Raw genomic sequence first — 21,988 nt, 5'->3', positions numbered from 1 at the left:
TATGCTTCTGGTTCGGCACGCAATTGCCGCAATTCAGTCGAATTTTGTTCGCACCTCGTTTGAAAGTACGTTATGACGACCCGTGGCGGTACTCTTTCAGACCGCGAAGACCTGCGTTTTTCGTCCGACGCTCGGTTTTGATTTTGATGTGGGCGAACCGGGAAGACGAGCAGGGCATGAGTTTCGATAGAGGGCGCCGTGGGGATCGCGGCGGACGCGGCAGAGACAAGCGCGATGGTTTCGGCAGCGAAGACAGCGGTTTCGGCGGCGGCGGCAGCAGCTTCGGCGGTGATCGTGGCGGTTTCGGCGGCGGCAGCAGCTTCGGCGGTGATCGTGGCGGTTTCGGCGGCGGCGGCGGTGGTTACCGCGGCGGTGGCGGCGGTTTCGGCGGCGGCGGCGGCGGCTTCGGCGGTGGTCGTGGCGGCGGTGGCGGCTTCGGCGGCGGACGTGGCGGCGGCGGTGGCGGTGGCATGCCTCCTCAGGTTGTTGGTGAAGCGACCGGCGTCGTTAAGTTCTTCAACAGTCAGAAGGGCTTTGGCTTCGTCGTTCGCGACGATGGCGGCGAGGACGTGTTCGTGCACATCTCGGCAGTCGAGCAGGCTGGCCTGACGGGTCTGGCTGAAGGCCAGCCCCTCGGTTTCACGCTGGTCGACCGTGGTGGCCGCATCTCGGCAACCGAGCTGAAGATCGAGGGCGAACCGATGCCTGTCGAAGACAATGGCGGCGGCGCTCCGCGCGACGCCGGCGGCGCACGGGGTGGTCCGCAGCGTCAGCTGACCGGTGAGCGTGCAACCGGCACGGTTAAGTTCTTCAACGCGATGAAGGGCTTCGGCTTCATTCAGCGCGATGATGGTCAGCCCGACGCGTTCGTGCACATCTCCGCTGTTGAGCGCGCAGGCATGCCGACGCTCAACGAAGGAGACCGGCTCGAGTTCGAACTCGAAGTCGATCGCCGCGGCAAGCACGCAGCGGTGAACCTGCAGCCCGGCAGCTAAGCCGAGCAGTAGCGATTGATCGAGGGCCTGGTGGAGACACCGGGCCCTTTTTCGTTGCAGGCTGCGTCGGTGCCGCGGCGCTTACATCGCTGCAAATTCACTTGAGGCAGGCGGTTGCTTCCGGGGCGCCAGGAGACACAATGTGCACCACGTTCCTTTTCTGGTTGAGCAGACTGACGCCTTGATCGTCATCGATCCCCAAGTCGATTTCTGTCCCGGTGGAGCACTGGCGGTGGTCGAAGGCGATACGGTGATGCCGGGCATCAACGGGCTTGCCGATGCCTTTTCTACGGTGGTGATCACTCAGGATTGGCACCCTGCCGGCCACCATTCTTTTGCCAGCAGCCACCCGCCCAAGCGACCGTTCGACATCATCCAAATGCCCTATGGCGAGCAACTGTTGTGGCCGGATCATTGCATCCAGGGTTCCGCCGGTGCGGCGTTTCATCCGCACATCGCGCCGACCCTCGAACGCGCCGCGCTGATCGTGCGCAAGGGCTGTAATCGCTCAATCGACTCCTATTCGGCGTTTTTTGAGAACGACAGGAGCACCAAGACGGGATTGGCCGGGTTCCTGCGCGATAAGGGCATTACGCGCTGCGTGCTCGTCGGCCTCGCCTATGACTTTTGCGTCGCTTGGTCTGCACTCGACGCACGCCGCGAAGGCTTCGATGCGGCGGTGTTGAAGCAGTACAGCCGAGCCATCGGCATGCCGCTTCACGATGGCCGCACCACCACCATGCTGGTTGAGGAGCAGTTCGCGGCGGTCGGGGTCGTGGTGATCGGCTGACTAGGGGGGCTTAGGACACTAGCTTGGTCAGCCCCACGATCGTGTCCGCCTCGTGCGCAGGCTTGTCGGTGCGGATGCGGCTGATTCGAGGAAAGCGCATCGCCAAACCCGACTTGTGGCGTTTGGACATGTGGATCGAGTCGAACGCGACTTCGAGCACCAGCGCTTTTTCTACTTCTCGTACAGGGCCGAAGCGTTTTGTCGTGTGGTTGCGCACATAGCGATCAAGCCATTTCAGTTCTTCGTCGGTGAAGCCGAAATAGGCTTTACCCACCGGCAGCAGTTCGCCTGCTTCGGTCCAGCACCCGAAGGTGAAGTCGGAATAGAACGAACTTCGTTTGCCGCTCCCGCGCTGGGCATACATGAGCACGCAGTCGGCGGTGAGCGGATCGCGTTTCCATTTATACCACAGCCCTACCCGGCGGCCGGCGACATAGGGCGAGTCGCGGCGTTTGAGCATGACGCCTTCGATCGCGGCGTTGCGGGCTTCCGCGCGAATTTCCTCGAGCGCGGCGAAGTCTTCTGCTTCGATCAACGCCGACAGGTCGAAGCGGTCTGGGTCGAGGGCCGCGACAACGTTTTCCAGCCGCGCGCGGCGGGCGGACCAGGGGAGGTCGCGGACATCTTCGCTGCCGTCGTATAGCATATCGTATACGCGGACAAAGGCAGGATACTCTGCCAGCGTCTTGGCGGAAACTGCCTTTCTTCCAAGGCGTTGCTGCAAGGCGTTGAAGCTCGCGGCGCCTGCCCCGTCATCCAGCGTAGTGCCCTGGGCCGTTCCTTTCACCAGTAATTCGCCGTCCAGCACGCTTGGCGTAGTGAAGGCGCCCGCGATCTCGGGGAAACTGTGGGTGATATCGTCGCCAGCGCGGCTGAACAGACGGGTTTGGCCGGCGACATGGACGAGTTGCACGCGGATGCCGTCCCATTTCCATTCGGCAGCATAGTCTTCCAGGCTGACCTGGCTTTCTTCCAGCGGGTGGGCGAGCATGAACGGGCGGAAGACGGGGATATTCTGTGCGGTCGGCTGTTCACCGCGTCCTTCCGCCCAGTCGAACAAGGGCGCGAAGGGCGGCGCGATGCCGTGCCAAACCTCTTCGACGGCATCGACGTCAAGCCCGAACGCCTGTGCCAGCGCCGTCTTTGCCAGCCGCGCGGAGACGCCGACACGCAACTCGCCCGTGGCCAGCTTCAGCAAGGCGTACCGCTCATCCGGATCAAGCTGGTCGAGCATCTCGGCCAGCACCGCCGGAGCATCGGAGCGCGTGATGCCGGCGAGCCGCTGAATTACCTGTGACAAGTGGAGTGGTGCGGCCGCGTCCGCTGGAACTGGAGGCGCGGGCCAGAGCAGCGCCACGGTTTCGGCCGTGTCGCCGACGAAATCGCGGCTGAGGCCGAACAGCACAGGATCGACGCGTTCCTGGATCAGCGCGCGGATCAGTGCGGGTTTGACTGCCGGCAAGTCCAGCGTACCGGTAAGCGCCGCAAGCGCCCAACCGCGGTCGGGATCGCGCGTGGCGCGAAGATAATCGCCGATCAGGCGAAGCTTGGCATTGCGCGAACGCGTATAGATCAGCCGGTCGAGCAAGTCTGCAAAGGCGCGCATTTCACCGTCATGGTTCGCATGCGGACACCAGGAAAGCGCCCGCAAGGGGCCGACGCGCAGCCCCTTGCGGTTGTTCCAAGATCAACCCTTGCGGCTGGCTTCGAACAGGAACCAAGCGCGCTCTTCGGCCTGATCGGTCCATTCGTCGACCACGCCGCTGGTAGCATTGTCGTTGGCCTCTTCGGCTGCGGCCTTCACAATGCGGAAGCTCTCGACAAGCTTGAGATTGTCGTCGCGGAGTTCGGCCAGCATGTCGGCGGCGGAGACGAAATCGGCGTCGTTGTCGCGGATCGTCTGCCGGCGGGCGATGTCGCCGATCGAGCGCAGCGTGGTGTTGCCCGTCTTGCGCACGCGCTCGGCAATGGCGTCGGTCACGCCCAGAATTTGGCTTGCCTGATCATCGAGCATCAGGTGGTAATCGCGGAAATGCGGACCCGAGACGTGCCAGTGGAAGTTCTTGGTCTTGAGATACAGCGTGTAGCAATCAGCCAGCGCGCTGTTCAGCGCGTCGGCGACGCTGCGCGTGTCGTTGCGGTTGAGGTCGGTAGGCGTCTGAAGCGCCCCTTTCGTGTCGGTCATGATCAGTCTCCACAGATCGGTTCGGATGCTCAACGAAGCCGATATAGTGTCGGCTCCCTTGCCGGCCATGGCTTATTTCCATCAGCCTGATCGAGGCAGCCAACGTCAGACCAGCCGAAGGGCTCCCAATCCGATGAAGATGCCGACACACAGGAACAGCATCGCCGCGGCGTTGCGGATCAGCCGAAGCGGCAGCGCGGACCAGCGAGCCTCCCCGCGAAAGGCACCAACGGCGCTGACGATGGTGGCACCCAGGGTTGCGCCGGTCGCCGCAAGCCACGGATCGTCATTGGCCGAGAGGGCGAAGGTGAAGAATTGCGTGCGTTCGCCGAGTGCCAGGATGAACAGCCCGAACGCCGCCGTGGCGAACGCGCCGAGCCGCCAGCGGTGCAGCCGGCTGGGGAGCTTGGGCGTCCACAGCCCCGTCAATCCGCCGAAGATGAGCGCCACCGCGAGCAGCAGCGACTTGGCCTCGGGCGTCAGTGTCGGCGCCAGCCCAGCGCCGACCGCGGCGGCGATAGCGTTGCCGGCGGCGTGCGCGAGAGCGGCGGCAACGATGATGGTGGCCGGGTGCCGATACCGGTCTGACAGAATCGCAGCGAGCAGCGGCGGGCGATCGCCGACCTGGCTGAGCAGCGCCAGCAGAAAGGCGGGGACGAGCGCTTCCATGCGTGGGTGCTAGAGCATACAGGGGCGGGAGGATAGCGGGGGCGGTCGCAGCTGGATGGCGTGTCTAGCCCTTTCCCTCGGGAGTGGATTGAAGCGACTCGTGTAGGGCTGCTCACCCTCGCCCAGCCCTCTCCCACAGCGGGAGACGGCTTTCAGGCCTGCGCGCGCGGAGAGAGCATTGGCCGCCCGCTGCGCCTTAGCCTTGACTTTCGCGGCGGAGTGGCGCATCCGCCCGCACCTGTCAGCGGTGCGCAGACGCGCGCCGCTTTTCCATTTTTGCAATCAAGGGTTTCGGGTCATGGCCAAGCCGACCACTGTCAAGATCAAGCTCGTCAGCTCGGCGGACACGGGTTTCTTCTACGTTACCAAGAAGAATCCGCGCACGCAGACCGAGAAGCTGAACTTCCGCAAGTATGACCCGGTCGTGCGCAAGCACGTCGAGTTCAAGGAAGCCAAGATCAAGTAAGTGCCTGCGGGGGACTTATTCCCCCGTATCGTCTGCTTCCTCTTCCTCCAGCTCTTCGGTGCTGCCCGGCACCAGCGCGCGTACTTCCTCCATGAAGCGCGCCAGCGAAATTGGCTTGGACACGTAGGCATTCGCGCCGGCGGCGCGAATGCGTTCCTCGTCCTCGCGCCCGGCATAAGCGGTCACCGCCATGATCGGGATCGTGTGCAGTTCGGTGTCTCGCTTCATCTCGCGAATCAGCTCCAATCCGGTTACGTGCGGCATCTGGATGTCCATGACGACTAGGTCGGGGTTGAATTCGCGTGTCTTGGCCACGGCCTCGCGCCCGTCCTTCACCGGCTCCACCGCGAAGCGATGCGCCCGCAGCAGATCGCAGAACAGTTTCAGATTGAGTTCGTTGTCCTCGACAACGAGCACCCTTTTTGCCACGCCAGCACCCGTAATGATTACAAGGACCTGTTAGGCGATGGTGCCCGCTGAGACAAATGCCGATGCGTTGGCGTTGCAGGCGCTGGTGTGGACGCTGGGCGATTCGGGGCGTGCGAATCGCTTGCTCGACCTGACCGGTCTTACGCCCGAGGAGCTGCGCGCCCGGATTGGCGATCCTGCGCTGCTCGCCGCCGCGCTCGGCTTCCTGGAAGCGCATGAGCCCGATCTGATCGCCTGTGCCGTCGAGATCGGCAGCACCCCCGCCGAACTCGTCGCCGCACGCGCGATGCTGGAGCGTGCATGAAGCCCCTGTTGATCACCGATTGCGACGAAGTGCTGCTCCATATGGTCCGCCATTTTGGCACTTGGCTGGACGAAGCGCACGACATCGAATTGTCGCTGGCCCTGGGTGGATTCGAGAATGCGATGCGCCGCCGCGCCGATGACAGCATCGTTGAGGCCCCGCGCATGTGGGAGTTGCTCGATGGCTTCTTTCCTGACGAGATGGCCCGGCAGACGCTGGTGCCGCACGCCCGCGGGGCCCTGGCCGCCATTGCCGAGCGGGCGGACATCGTCGTACTGACCAACTTGCGCGACCATTGCCGCCCCCATCGCATTGCCCAGTTGGACGAGCATGACATCGCCTATCGGGTCGAGTGCAATCAGGGACCTAAGGGGCCGGCAGTGGCGCGGCTGGTGGCCGAGTTCGGCAATCCCGTAACGGTGTTCGTCGACGATCTGCCCCAGCATCACGAATCGGTCGCACGCACCGTGCCGCAGGTCCACCGCCTACACATGGTGTCCGAGCCCGACATGGCGCCGCACATCGCACCTGCGCCGCACGCCCATGCCCGCATCGACGACTGGAAGGAGGCGCAAGGGTGGATTGAAGCGCGCTTCGCGCAAGGCTTGACCGCCGCCGCGTCTGGTGGTTCAGCGTCGGCATGACTGCTGTCATCGACGCAAAGCTGGCCGAACTCGGCCTTTCTCTTCCCGAAGCGGCCGCGCCAGTCGCGGCCTATGTTCCTGCCGTGGAGGCGGGCGGCATGCTGCATCTGTCCGGGCAGTTGCCGTTCAAGGACGGCGAACTGATGACCGGCCGGCTGGGCGAGGATCGCGATCTGACCTTTGGCCAGGAAGCGGCGCAGCGCTGTGGCCTGATGGTCGTCACGCAGATCAAGAAGGCGCTCGGCGGCGATCTGTCGCGCGTCGAGCGAATAGTGAAGCTTGGAGTGTTCGTTAACTCGGCGGCGGGCTTCACCGATCAGCCCAAGGTGGCTAACGGCGCTTCGGAACTGATGCAGGCGCTGTTCGGTGATGCCGGGCGCCATGCCCGTAGCGCCGTGGGCGTGCCGGTGCTGCCATTGGGCGCAGCGGTGGAGATCGACGCAGTGGTGCAGATCCGCAGCTGATCACGGCAACGGCGAGAGTGCGCCGAAAGGGCCGGGTATAACGCCTCGGCGTTCTTACCCCGAAGCCGCGCGGCTTTTAAAGCAGCCGCCGGAAGCCGTGGGTTGAGCCGAACTGGACGTGTCGGCGTGGCGTTTCGCCGTTTCTCGCGCGACGCGGCCAGGCGCGGGTATGTTCTTGAAGGCGCTACGGATTCTACTTACTCCCGAATCGATCCGACAATCTCTAGATCGCGAGCGAAGGGGGCAGGCATGCTGATCGACGAGCTTTGCGCGGAACATCGGGAGTTGGAAGCGCTGGCCGCCGAATTGTCGCGCGTGGTCACGGCGCAATTGCCCGATAGCGCCAGTGTGGCGGGATTACGCTGGCGCGTGATGCGGGTGCTGAGCGATCATTGCGAGCGCGAGGACCGCTGCGTCTACGATCCGCTGCTCTACTCCGGCGACGCGGTCGCGACCGTGCTCGCGCTGCGCTGCCGCCAGGAACATGGTGTGCTCGTCGAATGGTTTCGCACCTATGTACTTGATTGGCCGGTGGACCGGATCAACCGCGAATGGGGAGATTTCGGTGTGGCCACACGAGCCGTGCTGTCGTGCGTCGCCGCGCGCGGGGCGATGGAGGAAGCTCAGCTGTATCCGCACGCCGACCGAGTGATGACACGGTGCGCCGCGTGAACGGTTGAGGCCTGCGCGTGCTTACCGCATAAGCGGGGCATGCGTCCTGTTCTTGTGCAAAGCCTGACCTTCGTTGCGCTGCTCGCGCTGGCGGGCTGCGTCGCCCCGAGCGAGCCCGCCCCGCGCGCCGCGCCGCCGATTCCGGTCCCCACGCCCGCAGCCCCGCCGCCCCCGGCGTCGCGTCCGGCCCCGTCGGCTGATTGGCGGGACTGGGCGTTGACGCCCGGCACCTGGACCTATCGGCGCGAGGGGGCGGGCAGCGTCGCAGCGTTTGGTCGGTTGGGCGCGGCGCCGGTGCTTACGCTGCGCTGCAATTCCAGCGCGGGCGGGGTGCTGTTGTCACGCGCAGGCGCGGGGACAGGGGCCGCGTCGGCGACGATCCGGACCAGTTCAACCGTGCGCGCAGTGCAGCTTGTCCCCGGTGGCGATGGACAACTGTCCGCCAGCCTTGGCGCGCGCGACGGATTGATTGACGCGATGGGCTTCAGCCGCGGGCGCTTCATCGTGGAAATGGCCGGGCAGCCGCCGCTGGTGGTGCCGGCCTGGCCGGAGATTCTTCGCGTGGCGGAGGATTGCCGGCGCTAAGGCAGCGATCCATTTGGCCCAGAACTCCAGAGTTGCGCAGAAAGAAATGCAAAACAAGGCTTGTTCTGAAACGCGCCGTGATTCACATTCGCAGCGTGTCGAAAGGCACAGGCTCTTCAACTAGCGAAAGGAGGTGATCCGATGTCTCATGGTTCAGCAGTGAGGTCGGTTCAGTTCGTTCGGGAGACGCGCCGCTAACGCCGGGTGCGGACGGGCAGATGCCTTCCGCAACGCCGGCAACGCGGCCCGCATGGTCTCCCGGGCTGGAACACTCCGGCCGCTGACCATGTCGGAGGTCGCCGGGTGCCCTGACGGGTGCTCGGCGGCCTCTTTCATTTTGGGCTTGTGACAATCCTGAGAGGATGCAGCGCGATGATGCCGACGAGACGCGCAGTGTTGGGAGGCGGCGTGGCGCTGTTGGGCGGGGCCGCGGGACCAGGAGCGACGGCGCAGCTTGGTGTTGGCGACGAAGTGGTGCGGCTGTGGCCCGGCCGACCGCCCGGATATCGCGGGGCCGCCATCATGCGGAAAGCGGCCGACCAGTCGAAGCGTCCGGGCCATAGCGACCGCTGGGTTACGGGCATCGACGAGCCGGCGGTGGTGGTGCGGCGGCCGCGCCGGCCGAACGGCAGCGCGGCGCTACTGGTGCCGGGGGGCGGCTATGGTTTTCTGGCCTATGACAATGAGGGCGTTGAGCAGGCGGCGTGGCTGAATGCGCGCGGCGTCACGGCCTTCATCCTGCTCTATCGCTTGCCGGGCGAGGGGTGGGAAAAGCGCGAACTGGTGCCACTGCAGGACGCGCAGCGGGCCATGCGGGTAATCCGCCAGCAGGCGGCGCGGTTTGGCGTCGATCCCGAGCGCGTCGCCGTGCTGGGGTTCTCGGCGGGCGGCCATCTGGCCGGATCGCTGGCGACGCGACATGGCGAGGCGGTATATGCGCCGGTCGACCCCGCGGACCAACTGCCGGCGCGACCTGATCTCGCCGGGCTGGTCTACCCAGTGATCAACCTGGATGCAGCGATCACGCATGCCGGTTCGCGGGACAATCTGCTGGGACCGAACGCCACGCGTGAGGCGCTGCGCCACGCGTCGGTCGAGCAGCGGGTGGGGGCGGACACGCCACCACTGTTCCTGGTGCATGCCGTCGATGATGACGTGGTGCCCGTGGCAAACAGCCTGGCGCTCTACGATGCGGCGCTGAAGGCCGGGCGCAAGGGGGAGATGCACCTGTTCGACGAAGGCGGGCATGGCTTTGGCGTGCGCTTGCCGAAGGAGTTGCCCGGATCGGCGTGGCCCGGGCTGTTCCATGCCTATGGCGCACGCAAGGGCGTGTTCCGCGGCTGAGCGGCTCAGTCGCCGGCCAACGCCTTTAGCCGGTAGAGTACTTCAAGCGCCTCGCGCGGGCTGAGCGCATCGAGGTCGAGCGCGCCCAGTTCGCTGCGCAGTGCGTCTACCTGTGCTTCCTCCTGCTGCGCCATGGCGGCGAAGAGGGGCAAGTCGTCTAGCCCCGCTGCGAGTCCGCCGGTCTTCTCGCGGCCTGCTTCCAGCTTCTCGAGCACAGCCTTGGCCCGTTTGATCGCGCTGGGCGGCATGCCCGCGAGGCGCGCGACAGCGATGCCATAGCTGCGGTCGGCGGGACCGTCGGCAAGTTCGTGAAGGAGGACGAGGTTCCCCTTCCACTCGCGCGCGCGGACATGGTGGAGGCTCAAAGCGTCGCAGCGCTCGGCTAGGCGAGTCAGTTCGTGATAGTGCGTGGCGAACAGGCAGCGGCAGCGATTCTCCTCATGGATCGCTTCCACCACCGACCAGGCGATGGCTAGGCCGTCATAGGTCGACGTTCCGCGCCCGACCTCATCAAGGATCACGAAGCTGCGCGGCGTGGCCTGAGCGAGGATGGCGGCCGTCTCGACCATCTCGACCATGAAGGTCGAGCGCCCGCGCGCGAGATTGTCCGACGCGCCGACGCGGCTGAACAGCCGGTCGACCAGGCCCAATGTCGCACTGGTGGCGGGTACATAGCTGCCGGCCTGGGCGAGCACGGCGAGCAGCGCGTTCTGGCGCAGAAAGGTTGATTTGCCGCCCATGTTGGGGCCGGTGACGAGCCATAGCCGCGAGCTTTCCGACAGCTTGCAGTCGTTGGCGACGAAGCGGCCGCCGGAGCGTGCCACGGCGTCTTCGACCACGGGATGGCGACCGCCCTCCACGTCGAAGCAGCTATGCTCGACCAAAGCGGGGCGGGCCCAGTTGCTCTCCGCCGCGCGTTCGGCGAGCCCGGCGACGACGTCGATGCGGGCGAGCGCGTCGGCGGTCGCGGCGATGGCCTCGCGGCGGTCTAGTGCTTTGGTGGTAAGATCCTCGAGATGCGCGGCTTCGGCGGCGAGCGCATGGGCGCCGGCCTGAGTCACTTTTACCGCTACCTCGTGCAGTTCCGGGGCGTTGAAGCGGACCACGCCTGCCAGCGTCTGGCGATGCGTGAAGCCGCTGTCGGGCGCCATCAGCGCGTCGGCGGCGCGCGCGGGGACTTCGATATGATAGCCAAGCACGCCGTTGTGGCGAATCTTGAGCGCGCCGATGCCGGTCCGCCTGCGATAGTGGGCCTCCAGCGCGGCAATTGCGCGCCGCCCGCCGGCGCCCGCATCACGCAGATCATCGAGCGCGGCGTCATAGCGCTCCGTGATGTATCCACCATGCGCGGCGTCCACCGGCGGCTCGGGCACCAGCGCGCGCGACAGCAGGTCGATAAGCGCGCCGTGCCCACGCAGCTGCGGGATCAGCCGGCCGAGCAGCGCGGGCACATCCTTCAGCGCGGCGAGCCGCTCGCCCAGCCGCCACGCGCCGTCGAGTCCGTCGCGGAGCTGGCCAAGGTCGCGCGGCGACCCTCGTCCAGCAGCGAGCCGGCCCAGCGCGCGGCCAATGTCAGGCAATGCACGCAAGGCGCCGCGCACCATGTCGCGCACGCCAGCATCTTCGTGGAAGCGTTGAACCAGGTCGAGCCGCGCATCGATTGCAGCGCGGTCCATCAGCGGCGTCGCGATATCCTGTCCCAGCAACCGCGCACCTGCACCGGTTACCGTGCGATCGACGCTGTCGAGCAGGCTGCCCTTACGCACGCCGGCCTGGCTGACACACAGTTCCAGACTCTCACGCGTCGCTGCGTCGATCGCCATGAACGCCTCGGTCCGGCTCAGTCGCGGCGGGCGCAGGAAGGGGAGCGAGCCCTTGGCAGTGTGATCAAGATAGGCGACCAGCCCGCCTGCCGCGGCCAGCGCCGCGCGCGAGAAGCTGCCGAAACCGTCCAGGGTGGCAACGCCGAACAGCGACTTCAGCCGTTCCTCACCGCCGGCGCTGTCGAAGCCTTGGCGCGGGCGCAGCACGGTCGCGAGTGCGTCGAAGGCCGAAGCATCGCAGGCAATGGTTTCCGCGGGCGAGAGGCGGGCGATCTCGGCCGAGACGCGCTCGGAATCCGTTTCGATGATCTCGAAGCGCCCGGTGGAGATGTCGGCACAAGCAATGGCAACGCTGCCGCCCGCCTCGCCGATCGCGGCGCACCAATTCACCGAGCGGCTGTCGAGCAGGGTTTCCTCGGTAAGCGTGCCGGCGGTCACCACCCGGACGATGTCGCGCGCGACCAGCGCTTTCGATCCGGCGCGCTTCTTGGCTTGTTCGGGCGTTTCGGTCTGTTCGGCGATGGCGACGCGGTGGCCGGCCTTGATCAACCGCGCGAGGTAGCCCTCCATCGCATGCACCGGCACGCCGCACATCGGGATGCGCTCGCCCTCGTGCTCACCTCGCGCGGTCAATGCAATATCGAGGCAGGCGCTGGCCACCTTGGCATCGTCGAAGAACAGCTCGAAGAAGTCGCCCATGCGGTAAAACAGGAGGCAGTCCTCGGCCTCGGCCTTCAAGGCGAGATACTGCGTCATCATCGGCGTGGGGGCAGCGGAAGACATGCAGTGTTCGGTAGCCGATGCGCCGCGCCGATCAACACCCGGCTGCCGCTTTCCTGGGGACGACTCGGCGGGCAACAATTCGTTTCCCGGTGAAGGGCATCGCCCGATTGCAGCTACGGAACCGTCACCCTAAAGGAAGGAGACCAGGAGAGTTGAATGTCTGAGGAATCGAAGGTCCAGTTTTCCGAGCGCGAGGCACTGCGCTACCATTCGGAAGGGCGGCCCGGTAAAATCGAAATCGTCGCATCCAAGCCGATGGCGACTCAGCGCGACTTGGCGCTCGCCTATTCGCCCGGCGTCGCGGTGCCGGTGCGCGCCATCGCTGAGGATCCCTCGCTCGCCTATGACTATACCGCCAAGGGCAATCTGGTCGCGGTGATCTCCAACGGCACGGCCATTCTGGGCCTCGGCAATCTCGGCGCGCTCGCGTCCAAGCCGGTGATGGAAGGCAAGGCGGTGCTGTTCAAGCGCTTCGCCGATGTCGATTCGATCGATATCGAATTGAAGACGGAGGACGTGAACCGCTTCATCGACGCGGTCGAACTGATGGAGCCGAGCTTTGGCGGCATCAATCTGGAAGACATCAAGTCCCCCGAATGCTTCGTGATCGAGCAGACGCTTCGGGAGCGCATGAACATTCCGGTGTTCCATGACGATCAGCATGGCACCGCGATCATTGCCGCCGCCGGCTTGATCAACGCGCTGCACCTGACAGGGCGCGACATCAAGCATACCAAGGTAGTGATGCTGGGCGCCGGCGCCGCCGCGATCGCGTGCGCGGAACTGATCAAGGCGATGGGCCTGCCGCACGACCATCTGCTGATGTGCGACCTGAACGGCGTGATCTATCAGGGCCGCGAAGAGAGCATGAACCAGTGGAAGTCGGCGCACGCCGTGGCCACGGACAAGCGCACCTTTGCCGAGGCGATCGACGGCGCCGATGTGTTCGTCGGCCTGGCCTCGGCCAACTCGCTGCCGCCCGAGTTGCTGAAAACCATGGCGCCGCGGCCGATCGTGTTCGCGATGGCAAATCCCGATCCGGAGATTAGCCCACCGTTGGCCAAGGAAGCGCGCCCGGATGCGATCATCGCCACCGGCCGCTCGGATTATCCAAACCAAGTCAACAACGTGCTGGGCTTCCCGTTCATCTTCCGCGGTGCGCTTGACGTGCGCGCGACGACGATCAACGACGCGATGAAGGTCGCCGCAGCCCGCGCCCTGGCCGAACTGGCCCGCCAGCAGGTGCCAGAGGAAGTCGCTGCCGCCTATGGCACACAGCACAGCTTCGGCCCCGATTATATCATCCCGGCGCCGTTCGATCCGCGGCTGATGGAGATCGTTCCCGCCGCCGTTGCCCAGGCGGCGATGGATTCGGGCGTGGCGACCAAGCCGATCACCGACATGGCGGCGTATCGCCAGTCGCTGCGCGCACGCCTGAATCCGACCACCTCGGTGCTCAGTCTGGCCTATGAGGGCGCGCGCGCGCATCCCAAGCGAGTGATCTTCGCCGAGGGCGAGGAAGAAGTGGTGCTGCGCGCTGCCATCGCCTTCAAGGAAGGCGGCTATGGCATTCCGGTGCTGGTCGGCCGCGAGTCGGTGCATGATCGGTTGAAGGCGCTGGGCGCCGACCCCGAAGGCTTCGAGCTCCACAACAGTGTCAATTCGCCGCTGGTGCCACGAATGGTCGAGTTCCTCTACGAACGGCTCCAGCGCCGCGGCTATCTGCGCCGCGACATCGAACGGCTGGTCAACCGCGACCGCAACATCTTCGGCGCGCTGTTGCTCCAGCTGGGGGAGGGTGACGCCATGCTGACCGGCGTCACGCGCACCTATGCCGAGACGATGCGCCAGGTGCGCCGCGTGATCGACTATGCGCCGGGCCGCACCGCCTTTGGCATGCACGTGCTGGTCGGCCAGTCGCATACCGTGTTCATCGCCGACACTACGGTGAACGAGCGCCCGAGCGCCGAGGAGCTGGCGCAGATCGCCGAGGGCACCGCACAGGTTGCGCGGCGCATGGGCCACGAACCCCGCGTCGCATTTCTGAGCTATTCGACCTTTGGCAATCCCGAGGGCCGCTGGCTCGAGCATGTGCGCGGCGCGATTAAGCTGCTCGACGAGCGCAAGCCCGAGTTCGAATATGAAGGCGAGATGTCTGCGGACGTGGCGCTCAACTCGAAGCAGCTGGCGAACTATCCGTTCGCGCGGCTGTCCGGTCCGGCGAACGTGCTGATCATGCCGGGGCTTCAATCGGCGAATATCTCGGCAAAGCTGCTGCGCGAGCTGGGCGGCGATTCCACGATCGGTCCGATGCTGATCGGCATGGAAAAGCCCGTGCAGATCGCGCCGATGACCGCGACCGCCAGCGAACTGGTGACGTTGGCGGTGCTCGCCGCAGGCGGCATCGCGCGCTGAACAAGATCCTCCAGCTTGCTGGGAGAGGGGGACCGCCGCCGAAGGCGGTGGTGGAGAGTGCGGTGGGTTACCGCCGCCCTGCGGCGGCTCTCCACCATGCTGCGCACGGTCCGCCTCCCCGAGCAAGCTCAGGGAGGATTTCGTTATGCGTCGATGCTGCCGCCCAGGCTGGCATTGACCAAACCGCCATCCACTGTGAGCGTCTCGCCGACGACGTAATCGCCAGCGCGGCTGGCGAGGTAGATGGCGGCCCCGGCCATGTCCTCTTCCATGCCGATCCGTCCTGCCGGGATCCGCTTGGCGACGCCGTCACCATGATCGCGCGCGGCCTTGTTCATGTCGCTGGGAAAGGCGCCGGGGGCAAGCGAGGAGACGACGATCTGGTCGCGGATCAGCCGGGCGGCCATGCGGCGGGTCAAGTGGATCAGCGCCGCCTTGGACGCCTGGTAGCTGTAGGTCTCCCAGGGATTTACCCGCTGGCCGTCGACCGAGGTGATGTTGATCACCTTGGCCGGGCGGCCCTGCGCGCCCGACGCCTTCAACAGCCCATGCAACGCCTGGGTGAGAAAGAAGGGCGATTTCACGTTCAGCTCCATAACCTTGTCCCAGCCTTTTTCGGGAAAGATGTCGAACGCTTCGCCCCACGCCGAGCCGGCATTGTTGACGAGGATGTCGAGCTGCTGTTCGCGGGCGGCGAGTGCAGCGGCGAGCGCCTGACAGCCTTCCACGGTCGCCACGTCCATCGGCAGCGCGATGCAATTGGGGCCGAGCGCGGAAGCGGTCTCCTCGCATGCTTCGGCCTTGCGCGACGACACATACACCTTCGCGCCCTGGGCGACGAAGCCGGCGGCGATCATCCTGCCGATCCCGCGCGAGCCGCCCGTGACGAGCGCAACGCGGTTGTCGAGGCGAAACAGGCTGTTCGTGTCCATGTGCTTCTCCTCGCGCGCTCGTCCCGCTTGGGATCTCGTAGTGTCATTCCTGAACGCGAATTCGTAGCGGCAGAGCGCCGCCGCGCGTTCCTGTTGTTCTAAGCGGGTCAGGCTACCGCGCTATCGGAGTGGTAACAAGCCATACCCGATCTTCCAAGGTATTCGGCGGGTCGTATCGCGTTCAGCGCTGGCTGGCCATCAGGCGGGGGATATGGGGCAACAGTTCGCGGCCGAGAAAACCGAGCTGGCCGATCTGCTCGGCACAGCGGCGGCCAGCCTCGCCATGAAGCCACACTCCCCAGGCGGCCGCCGTACGCGGGGGCGTGCCGCGGGACAGCAGTCCGCCGATGATGCCGGCGAGCACGTCGCCCGATCCACCGGTGGCGAGGCCTGGACCGCCCCCGGCGAAACGGAGTACCGGCTGGTTTGGGCAGGCGATCCAGGTCTGCGCGCCTTTGAGCAGCACGGTGGCGCCGAAGCGTTCGGCCGCTTCGCAGGCTAGGGCTTCGGGATCGTCCTCGGGGCGACTTTTGTCGCGCTGCATCAGTTGCGCCATTTCGCCCGGGTGTGGGGTAAGGACGACACGACCTTCATGCGCGCGGACAGCGTTGGGCATGTCGGCGCATGCCCCCAGCGCAGCGGCGTCGATCACGAGCGACAAGCCTTTGCGCGGTTCGCCGATTACGGCCGACAGAATCGCGGTAGCGGCTGCCTCGGCGCCCATGCCGGGGCCGAGCACTAGTGTGTCGCAGCGGTCCAGATAGCCGGCCAGCACTGAGCCCGCGGCGGCGCCGAGCTCGCCGGCATCGTTGGCGGGCAGCGGAAATGTCGCCGCCTCCGGCATGGTTAGGCCAAGCGCCAGTGCGGCGCGCTCCACCGTGGCGAGTTGCACCTTGCCAGCGCCGGCGCGAAACGCGGCTTCGCCGGTGAGGCGGAGCGCGGCGGGGACGGTTTCTGACCCGCCGGCGACGAGCACGCGGCCGCGGCTGTTCTTGTCGATGTCGCCGTCGGGTTGGGGCAGCGGGCGTGCCGCCAGCCAGCTGCTATCGAGCGGTGTCATCCGCGCGCCGCCACTGGCAGGTCGGGCTCCGAGGTGACTTGGGCGACCGCGTCCTGCTCGACGGGGGCGGTGACGTTATAGCGCACCAGCGTCATGCCGCCATCCTTGCCGGCCTGGGGGTCGAAGGCATATTCGGTGACCGAGCAATTGGCGACGTCGCCAGCCTTGTCGATCGCTAGGATCTCCGTCTCCGAAAGGTTTTCGATGATGTAGCGCAGGCACAGCACGACAACCTGGTGCGCGACAATCATTACCTGTCGACCGCCGTAATGCAGGGACACCGTGTCCAGCAGCGAGCGCAGGCGGAAGATGACGTCGCACCAGCTCTCGCCGCCCGGTGGGCGGTGATAGAATTTGCCGAGCAGGCGGCGGAACTCGGCCTGGTCGGGCTGAAGCGCGTGGATGCCCGCGGTGGTGAGCCCGTCGAGGATGCCGAACTCCTTCTCGCGCAGGCGCTCGTCGGCACAAATTGGCTCGTCGGCGTGCGCACCCCCCGCGTCGCGCACGCGGCGGGCGGTTTCCCGAGCGCGGATATAGGGGCTGGCGAGGATCACGTCGGGTTGGCCATTGCCCTTGCCCGTTGCGAACCAGCGGCCGAGCGCGTCGGCCTGCTGCTCGCCAAGCTGCGACAACGGCACATCGACGTCGCGGATGTCGATGCCGATGCGGTGCTCGCCAGATTCGTGCGCACGGTCGCGAGCGACGTTGCCGGCGCTCTGGCCGTGGCGGACGATCCAGAGGCGCGTCGGCCAGCGGGGATGGGTCTGATCAGGCATTGCTGGGGAAAATGCCGGGGGAGGGGTTTGGTTCACTTGAGTACGAGGTCGAGCGTGCGCTGGCCTCAGCTATTGTCAGATGTCCGCCGTCGTGAGGCGGTCGAGCTGGTCGGCGGTCAGCGTCACATTCCAGGCGTCCAGCAGTTCATCGAGCTGCTCGATGGACGTGGCGCTGGCGATCGGCGCGGTGACGCCGTCCTGCGCGGCAAGCCAGGAGAGGGCGATCTGGGCATGGCTGGCCCCGGTTTCGGCGGCCACTGCGCCCATCGCGGCCAGCACCGCGCCGCCCTTGCCCTTGAGCAATTCGCCCATGCGGCCGCCGCGCACGCTTTTGCTGAGATCGGCGTCGCTGCGGTACTTGCCGGTCAGGAAGCCCGAGGCGAGTCCGTAATAGGGCAGCACACCGATATTGTGCGTGACGCACAGGTTCTGGAGCTCGCCTTCAAACTTGTGGCGGCTCACCAGATTATACTCGGGCTGGAGCACTCGGTAGTGTGGCAGCCCCTCGCGCGCGGCGATGTCGAGTGCCGCTTTGAAGCGAACCGCGTGGAAGTTCGAGGCGCCGAGCACGCGCACCTTGCCGGCGTCGATCAGCGCGCCGAACGCGGCGAGCACGTCCTCTTGGGGAACGCTGTCGTCGTCCTGGTGTGCGTAATAGAGGTCGATCGTGTCGACGCCCAGCCGCTGCAGCGAGGCTTCGGCAGCGGCGGCGATGCGGGCGGGCGCGAGGCCGGTGCCGCCTTCGCCCGGCAGCATGCCAACCTTGGTGGCGAGCAGCACCTGGTCCCGCTTGGCCGAGGTGCGGAGCCATTCGCCGATGATCGTCTCGGACTCGCCGCCCTGGTGACCGGAGACCCAGGCCGAATAGACGTCGGCGGTGTCGATCATCACCCCGCCGGCTTCGGCGAAGCGGTCGAGGATGCGGAAGCTCTGCGCCTTGTCGATTGTCCAGCCGAAGACGTTGCCGCCGAGCACCAGCGGAGGAATGGTCAAGCCGCTGGCGCCGAGTTCGCGGGTGGGGGTCATTGGGCGTCCTCCGAAAGATTGACGGGCGTGCTGGAATTGATGTCGATCGCCGCCGCCGCTTCGTTCAGCCGACGCGCCTCATCGGGGCTCAACCCGCTGGGGTCTTCGTCAGCCCGCCCGCAGGCAGTGAGCGCCAGGGCGAGGGGCAGCAACCGCAAGACACGCATCCTGCTTCTCCTATATGAGGACCCCCAACGGTTAGTCGGTGATGTCGTTGCCTGCCACGCCTTCGTCGGTGACATTGGCTTCGTAGCTGTTCTCGGCAGCGTCGAAGGCGGCGTCGGTCGCCGCATTGGCGGCGTTCACGTCGGCGACTGCTTCACCCATGGTGTTGCTGTCGCCGGTGATGGTCTCATTGGCTTCGGCGGCTTCGTTCTGCGCCTTGTTGTTGCAGGCCGAGAGCGCGAGCAGTGCGAGGGCGGGAAAGAGGAGGGTGCGCATAAAGTATACCTTCTTGTCGACGCGGAAAACGGAGGTATCCGGCGTCGACCCGCGAGGCAATGGGCGTGCTAGATTGACCTGATATAAAGATATCTTTATATCTATATTCCACATGAACTCGGCCCTTTCCATCTTCCGCGCGCTGGCGGATTCGACGCGGTTGCGGATCGTGGCGCTGCTGCGTTCGATGGAGCTGAGCGTCGGTGAACTCGCCCAGGTGCTCGGCCAAAGCCAGCCGCGGGTGTCGCGCCATGTGAAGATCCTGTGCGACGCGGGGCTCACCGAGCGACGCAAGGAAGGTAGCTGGGTGTTCGTCGCGTTGGGCGCGGACCACAAGGTGCAGCCGATCCTCCAAGCGTTCGACAGCTGGAACGAGCAGGATCACTGGACGATCGCCGACGAGGCGCGGCTGGCTGCGGTGCGCGCCGACCGGGCGAGCGCGGCGGCGGAGTGGTTCGAAACGAACGCCGGGCAGTGGGACGCGATCCGGTCGCTCCACGTCGCCGAAAGCCAGGTCGAGGCCGCGATGGCGAGAGCGCTGGGCGACGGGTCGCTCGGTCAGCTGGTCGATATCGGCACCGGCACCGGACGCATGATCGAACTGTTCGGGCCCAAGGCGCGCCAGGCGCTGGGCATCGACCGGTCGTCCGAGATGCTGCGGCTGGCACGGGTGAAGCTGTCCGAACAAGGGCTCGACAACACCGAGTTGCGCCAGGCCGACCTGTATGCGCTGCCGCTAAGCGATGGCGGCGCGGACACTGCGATCCTGCACCACGTACTTCACTTCGCGCAGCAGCCCGGTGCGGCGATCGGGGAGGCCGGGCGGGTGCTGAGCGATGGAGGACGGCTGCTGATCGTCGATTTCGCCCCGCACGAGCGCGAGGAACTGCGCACCCGCGACGCGCATGCCCGGCTGGGCTTTTCCGACGAGCAGGTGCTGGGCTGGTTCGCCTCGGCCGGGCTGTCCCCGGTCTCGGTGGAAACCCTGGAGGGCGGCGAACTCACCGTGAAACTATGGCTGGGTCGCAAGACCGGCGAAGAAATAAGGGAAGTGAAGGCGGCATGAGCAACGTGGATCCTTTGGCCCCGCCGCTGTTCGCCGATGTGGCTGGCGACATCGATGTGAGCTTCGAATTCTTCCCGCCCAAAAGCGAGAAGATGGAAGAAACGCTGTGGGATTCGGTCCAGACGCTGTCGCCGCTGGGGCCGCGCTTCGTCAGCGTGACCTATGGCGCGGGCGGCACCACCCGCGAGCGGACCCACAACACGGTGGCGCGGATCGCCCGCGAGACGGCGATTCCGGCCGCCGCGCACTTGACCTGTGTCGAGGCGACGCGCGAGGAGATCGATCAGGTCGCGCAGGAATATTGGGCGGCCGGCGTTCGCCACATCGTCGCGCTGCGCGGAGATTCGCCGCGCGCCGGCGAGAAATATGCGACCCATCCGGGCGGCTATGAGAATGCCGCCGATCTGGTCGCGGGGCTCCGCAAGCTGCACCCGTTCGAGATTTCGGTCGCGGCCTATCCCGAATGCCATCCGGATTCCGAGCATGCGCAGGCCGATCTCGACAATCTGAAGCGCAAGATCGATGCCGGCGCGAACCGGGCGATCACGCAATTCTTCTTTGAGCCCGAGACGTTTTTTCGATTTCGCGATGACGCCGCGAAGGCGGGGATCAACGCCGAGATCGTGCCCGGGATCATGCCGGTGATGAACTATGCCAGCGTCGTGCGCATGTCGGCGATGTGCGGCACGGCAGTGCCCGGGTGGATGGAGACGCTGTTCGAGGGATTGGACGACCATCCCGCCGCGCGTCAGCTGGTGGCGGCGACCCTGACGGCGGAATTGTGCCGCAAGCTGTATGCTGGCGGCGTGCGGCAGTTCCATTTCTACACGCTCAATCGGGCGGAGCTTAGCTACGCGATCTGCCACTTGTTGGGGGTTCGGCCCCGGGCGGCTGCGGGGATGATCGCGGCTTAATAACCCTCCCGGGAACGGGGAGGGGCCAAGGCGCGAAGCGGCTTGGTGGAGGGGGCCCTCCACCAGCAGAGAACTATGAGGAGGGCCCCCTCCACCACCAGCTTGCGCTGGCGGTCCCCCTCCCCGGTCCGGGAGGCATGAGAGTGAAACGATGACTGCACGCGAAAAACTGCTGGCTGAGGCCGCCAAGCGCATTCTGATCACCGACGGCGCGTTCGGGACCGAGATCCAGAACTGGAAGCTCGACGAAGCGGCCTATGCCGGCGATCTGGGGCTGAGCCACGACCAGAAGGGCAACAACGATATCCTGGCGCTGACCAAGCCCGAGGTGCCGGCGTCGATCCACCGCGCCTATTTCGAGGCGGGCGCCGACATCGCCGAGACCAACACCTTTTCGGCCAACCGGATCAGCCAGGCCGATTATGGCGCCGAGCATCTGGTGCGGGCGATCAATGTCGAAAGCGCCAAGCTCGCCCGGACCATTGCCGACGAGTTCGAAGCAAGGGACGGCCGCCCGCGCTTCGTTGCCGGGGCGCTGGGGCCGACGAACAAGACGCTGTCGCTGTCGCCGGACGTCAACGATCCGGGCTATCGCGAGATCGACTTCGATCATCTGAAGGACGTGTATCGCGAGCAGATCGACGCGCTGGTCGAGGGTGGGGTGGACTTCATCCTGATCGAGACAGTGTTCGACACGCTGAACGCCAAGGCGGGGATCATGGCGGCGATCGAGGCGGGCGAGGCGCTGGGGCGCGATCTGCCGATCATGCTGTCGATGACGCTCACCGACCTTTCTGGGCGCAACCTGTCGGGCCACACGGTGGAGGCGTTCTGGCACGCGGTGCGGCATGCCCGGCCGGTCACGATCGGGCTTAATTGCTCGTTCGGCGCGGAACAGCTGCGGCCGCATGTGAAGACGCTCTCGGCGCTCTGCGATACGCTGATCATGGTTTATCCCAATGCCGGGCTGCCCAACGAACTCGGTGCCTATGATGAGGAACCGGCGACGACTGCCGGGCTGGTCAAGGAATGGGCCGATGCGGGGCAGGTGAATGTGCTCGGCGGATGCTGCGGATCCACGCCAGCGCATATCAAGGCGATCGCCGACGCCGTGCAGGCTCTGCCGCCGCGCGCGATTCCCAAGCCGCCAGTGCAGACGCGATTGGCCGGGCTCGAGCCGTTCACGATGGTGGCGGCCTGAGCCG

General features: G+C 65.9%; 24 protein-coding genes. 13 read left to right on the top strand and 11 right to left on the bottom strand.

Annotated elements, in window-relative coordinates:
* The first annotated feature begins 176 nt into the window (after positions 1-176).
* Positions 177-995 (top strand): cold-shock protein, encoded by an 819-nt coding sequence (locus FHT02_RS21880; RefSeq protein WP_184086326.1) that lies wholly within the window; start codon positions 177-179, stop codon positions 993-995.
* Between the two features lie 142 nt (positions 996-1,137).
* Positions 1,138-1,785, top strand: coding sequence for a bifunctional nicotinamidase/pyrazinamidase (gene pncA / locus FHT02_RS07850; RefSeq protein WP_343056862.1), 648 nt, complete (start codon positions 1,138-1,140; stop codon positions 1,783-1,785).
* Positions 1,786-1,795: 10 nt separating this feature from the next.
* On the opposite strand, the gene FHT02_RS07845 is transcribed toward pncA, so the two are convergent.
* The 3 genes from FHT02_RS07845 to FHT02_RS07835 form a co-directional block, all read right to left on the bottom strand.
* Positions 1,796-3,391: a cisplatin damage response ATP-dependent DNA ligase gene (locus FHT02_RS07845; protein WP_184086204.1), complete on the bottom strand. Its 1,596-nt coding sequence runs from the start codon at positions 3,389-3,391 to the stop codon at positions 1,796-1,798.
* Positions 3,392-3,472: 81 nt separating this feature from the next.
* On the bottom strand, positions 3,473-3,970 hold the full coding sequence (locus FHT02_RS07840) for a Dps family protein (protein WP_184086202.1): 498 nt from the start codon (positions 3,968-3,970) through the stop codon (positions 3,473-3,475).
* Between the two features lie 105 nt (positions 3,971-4,075).
* Entirely contained in the window at positions 4,076-4,639 is a 564-nt protein-coding gene (locus tag FHT02_RS07835; protein WP_184086200.1) for a TMEM165/GDT1 family protein, read from the bottom strand.
* Positions 4,640-4,937: 298 nt separating this feature from the next.
* Between FHT02_RS07835 and rpmG the strand changes: the two genes are divergently transcribed.
* Positions 4,938-5,105, top strand: coding sequence for a 50S ribosomal protein L33 (gene rpmG / locus FHT02_RS07830; protein ID WP_184086322.1), 168 nt, complete (start codon positions 4,938-4,940; stop codon positions 5,103-5,105).
* Between the two features lie 15 nt (positions 5,106-5,120).
* Here the strand turns inward: rpmG and FHT02_RS07825 are convergent, their stop codons facing one another.
* The gene (locus FHT02_RS07825) at positions 5,121-5,534 is read right to left on the bottom strand and encodes a response regulator (protein WP_184086198.1); all 414 of its coding nucleotides are present in this window, start codon (positions 5,532-5,534) and stop codon (positions 5,121-5,123) included.
* Positions 5,535-5,571: 37 nt separating this feature from the next.
* Between FHT02_RS07825 and FHT02_RS07820 the strand changes: the two genes are divergently transcribed.
* The 6 genes from FHT02_RS07820 to FHT02_RS07795 all read left to right on the top strand — a co-directional run bounded on the left by FHT02_RS07820 (position 5,572) and on the right by FHT02_RS07795 (position 9,547).
* Entirely contained in the window at positions 5,572-5,838 is a 267-nt protein-coding gene (locus tag FHT02_RS07820) for a DUF3572 family protein (RefSeq protein ID WP_184086196.1), read from the top strand.
* On the top strand, positions 5,835-6,482 hold the full coding sequence (locus FHT02_RS07815; RefSeq protein ID WP_184086194.1) for an HAD family hydrolase: 648 nt from the start codon (positions 5,835-5,837) through the stop codon (positions 6,480-6,482). Before FHT02_RS07820 ends, FHT02_RS07815 begins: the two co-directional genes overlap by 4 nt.
* On the top strand, positions 6,479-6,946 hold the full coding sequence (locus FHT02_RS07810) for a RidA family protein (protein ID WP_184086192.1): 468 nt from the start codon (positions 6,479-6,481) through the stop codon (positions 6,944-6,946). Before FHT02_RS07815 ends, FHT02_RS07810 begins: the two co-directional genes overlap by 4 nt.
* A gap of 249 nt (positions 6,947-7,195) precedes the next feature.
* Positions 7,196-7,618, top strand: coding sequence for a hemerythrin domain-containing protein (locus tag FHT02_RS07805; protein WP_184086190.1), 423 nt, complete (start codon positions 7,196-7,198; stop codon positions 7,616-7,618).
* A gap of 39 nt (positions 7,619-7,657) precedes the next feature.
* Positions 7,658-8,203: a hypothetical protein gene (locus FHT02_RS07800; RefSeq protein WP_184086188.1), complete on the top strand. Its 546-nt coding sequence runs from the start codon at positions 7,658-7,660 to the stop codon at positions 8,201-8,203.
* A 372-nt stretch (positions 8,204-8,575) separates the two neighbouring features.
* On the top strand, positions 8,576-9,547 hold the full coding sequence (locus tag FHT02_RS07795; RefSeq protein ID WP_184086186.1) for an alpha/beta hydrolase: 972 nt from the start codon (positions 8,576-8,578) through the stop codon (positions 9,545-9,547).
* Between the two features lie 5 nt (positions 9,548-9,552).
* Here FHT02_RS07795 and mutS read toward each other — a convergent pair whose 3' ends face one another.
* Positions 9,553-12,129, bottom strand: a complete 2,577-nt coding sequence (gene mutS, locus FHT02_RS07790; protein WP_184086320.1) for a DNA mismatch repair protein MutS — start codon at positions 12,127-12,129, stop codon at positions 9,553-9,555.
* A 180-nt stretch (positions 12,130-12,309) separates the two neighbouring features.
* On the opposite strand from mutS, the gene FHT02_RS07785 reads away from it, so the two are divergent.
* Positions 12,310-14,568: an NADP-dependent malic enzyme gene (locus tag FHT02_RS07785; protein WP_184086184.1), complete on the top strand. Its 2,259-nt coding sequence runs from the start codon at positions 12,310-12,312 to the stop codon at positions 14,566-14,568.
* Between the two features lie 143 nt (positions 14,569-14,711).
* On the opposite strand, the gene FHT02_RS07780 is transcribed toward FHT02_RS07785, so the two are convergent.
* From FHT02_RS07780 to FHT02_RS07755, 6 genes are all read right to left on the bottom strand, one after another.
* The gene (locus FHT02_RS07780) at positions 14,712-15,500 is read right to left on the bottom strand and encodes an SDR family oxidoreductase (protein ID WP_184086182.1); all 789 of its coding nucleotides are present in this window, start codon (positions 15,498-15,500) and stop codon (positions 14,712-14,714) included.
* Between the two features lie 181 nt (positions 15,501-15,681).
* A complete protein-coding gene (locus tag FHT02_RS07775; protein WP_184086180.1) occupies positions 15,682-16,560 on the bottom strand; it encodes an NAD(P)H-hydrate dehydratase in 879 nt (292 codons plus the stop codon).
* On the bottom strand, positions 16,557-17,336 hold the full coding sequence (locus tag FHT02_RS07770; RefSeq protein ID WP_184086178.1) for a histidine phosphatase family protein: 780 nt from the start codon (positions 17,334-17,336) through the stop codon (positions 16,557-16,559). The genes FHT02_RS07775 and FHT02_RS07770 overlap by 4 nt, the downstream gene beginning before the upstream one ends.
* Before the next feature lie 75 nt (positions 17,337-17,411).
* Positions 17,412-18,362: an aldo/keto reductase gene (locus FHT02_RS07765; RefSeq protein WP_184086176.1), complete on the bottom strand. Its 951-nt coding sequence runs from the start codon at positions 18,360-18,362 to the stop codon at positions 17,412-17,414.
* Complete coding sequence (locus FHT02_RS07760; protein WP_184086174.1) at positions 18,359-18,529, bottom strand: hypothetical protein; 171 nt, start codon at positions 18,527-18,529, stop codon at positions 18,359-18,361. The genes FHT02_RS07765 and FHT02_RS07760 overlap by 4 nt, the downstream gene beginning before the upstream one ends.
* Before the next feature lie 31 nt (positions 18,530-18,560).
* Positions 18,561-18,803 carry a hypothetical protein gene (locus FHT02_RS07755; protein WP_184086172.1) on the bottom strand — a complete coding sequence of 81 codons (243 nt, stop codon included), beginning with the start codon at positions 18,801-18,803 and terminating at the stop codon, positions 18,561-18,563.
* A 112-nt stretch (positions 18,804-18,915) separates the two neighbouring features.
* On the opposite strand from FHT02_RS07755, the gene FHT02_RS07750 reads away from it, so the two are divergent.
* The 3 genes from FHT02_RS07750 (at position 18,916) to FHT02_RS07740 (ending at position 21,984) form a co-directional block, all read left to right on the top strand.
* The gene (locus FHT02_RS07750) at positions 18,916-19,869 is read left to right on the top strand and encodes an ArsR/SmtB family transcription factor (protein WP_184086170.1); all 954 of its coding nucleotides are present in this window, start codon (positions 18,916-18,918) and stop codon (positions 19,867-19,869) included.
* On the top strand, positions 19,866-20,783 hold the full coding sequence (gene metF, locus FHT02_RS07745) for a methylenetetrahydrofolate reductase (protein ID WP_184086168.1): 918 nt from the start codon (positions 19,866-19,868) through the stop codon (positions 20,781-20,783). Before FHT02_RS07750 ends, metF begins: the two co-directional genes overlap by 4 nt.
* Positions 20,784-20,934: 151 nt before the next feature.
* On the top strand, positions 20,935-21,984 hold the full coding sequence (locus FHT02_RS07740; protein ID WP_184086166.1) for a homocysteine S-methyltransferase family protein: 1,050 nt from the start codon (positions 20,935-20,937) through the stop codon (positions 21,982-21,984).
* The last annotated feature ends 4 nt before the right edge of the window (positions 21,985-21,988 follow it).

Origin of the sequence: Sphingomonas xinjiangensis (assembly GCF_014199255.1) — a bacterium.
Classification (GTDB): Bacteria; Pseudomonadota; Alphaproteobacteria; order Sphingomonadales; family Sphingomonadaceae; genus Sphingomonas; species Sphingomonas xinjiangensis.
This window is presented reverse-complemented; position numbering and strand designations above follow the sequence as displayed.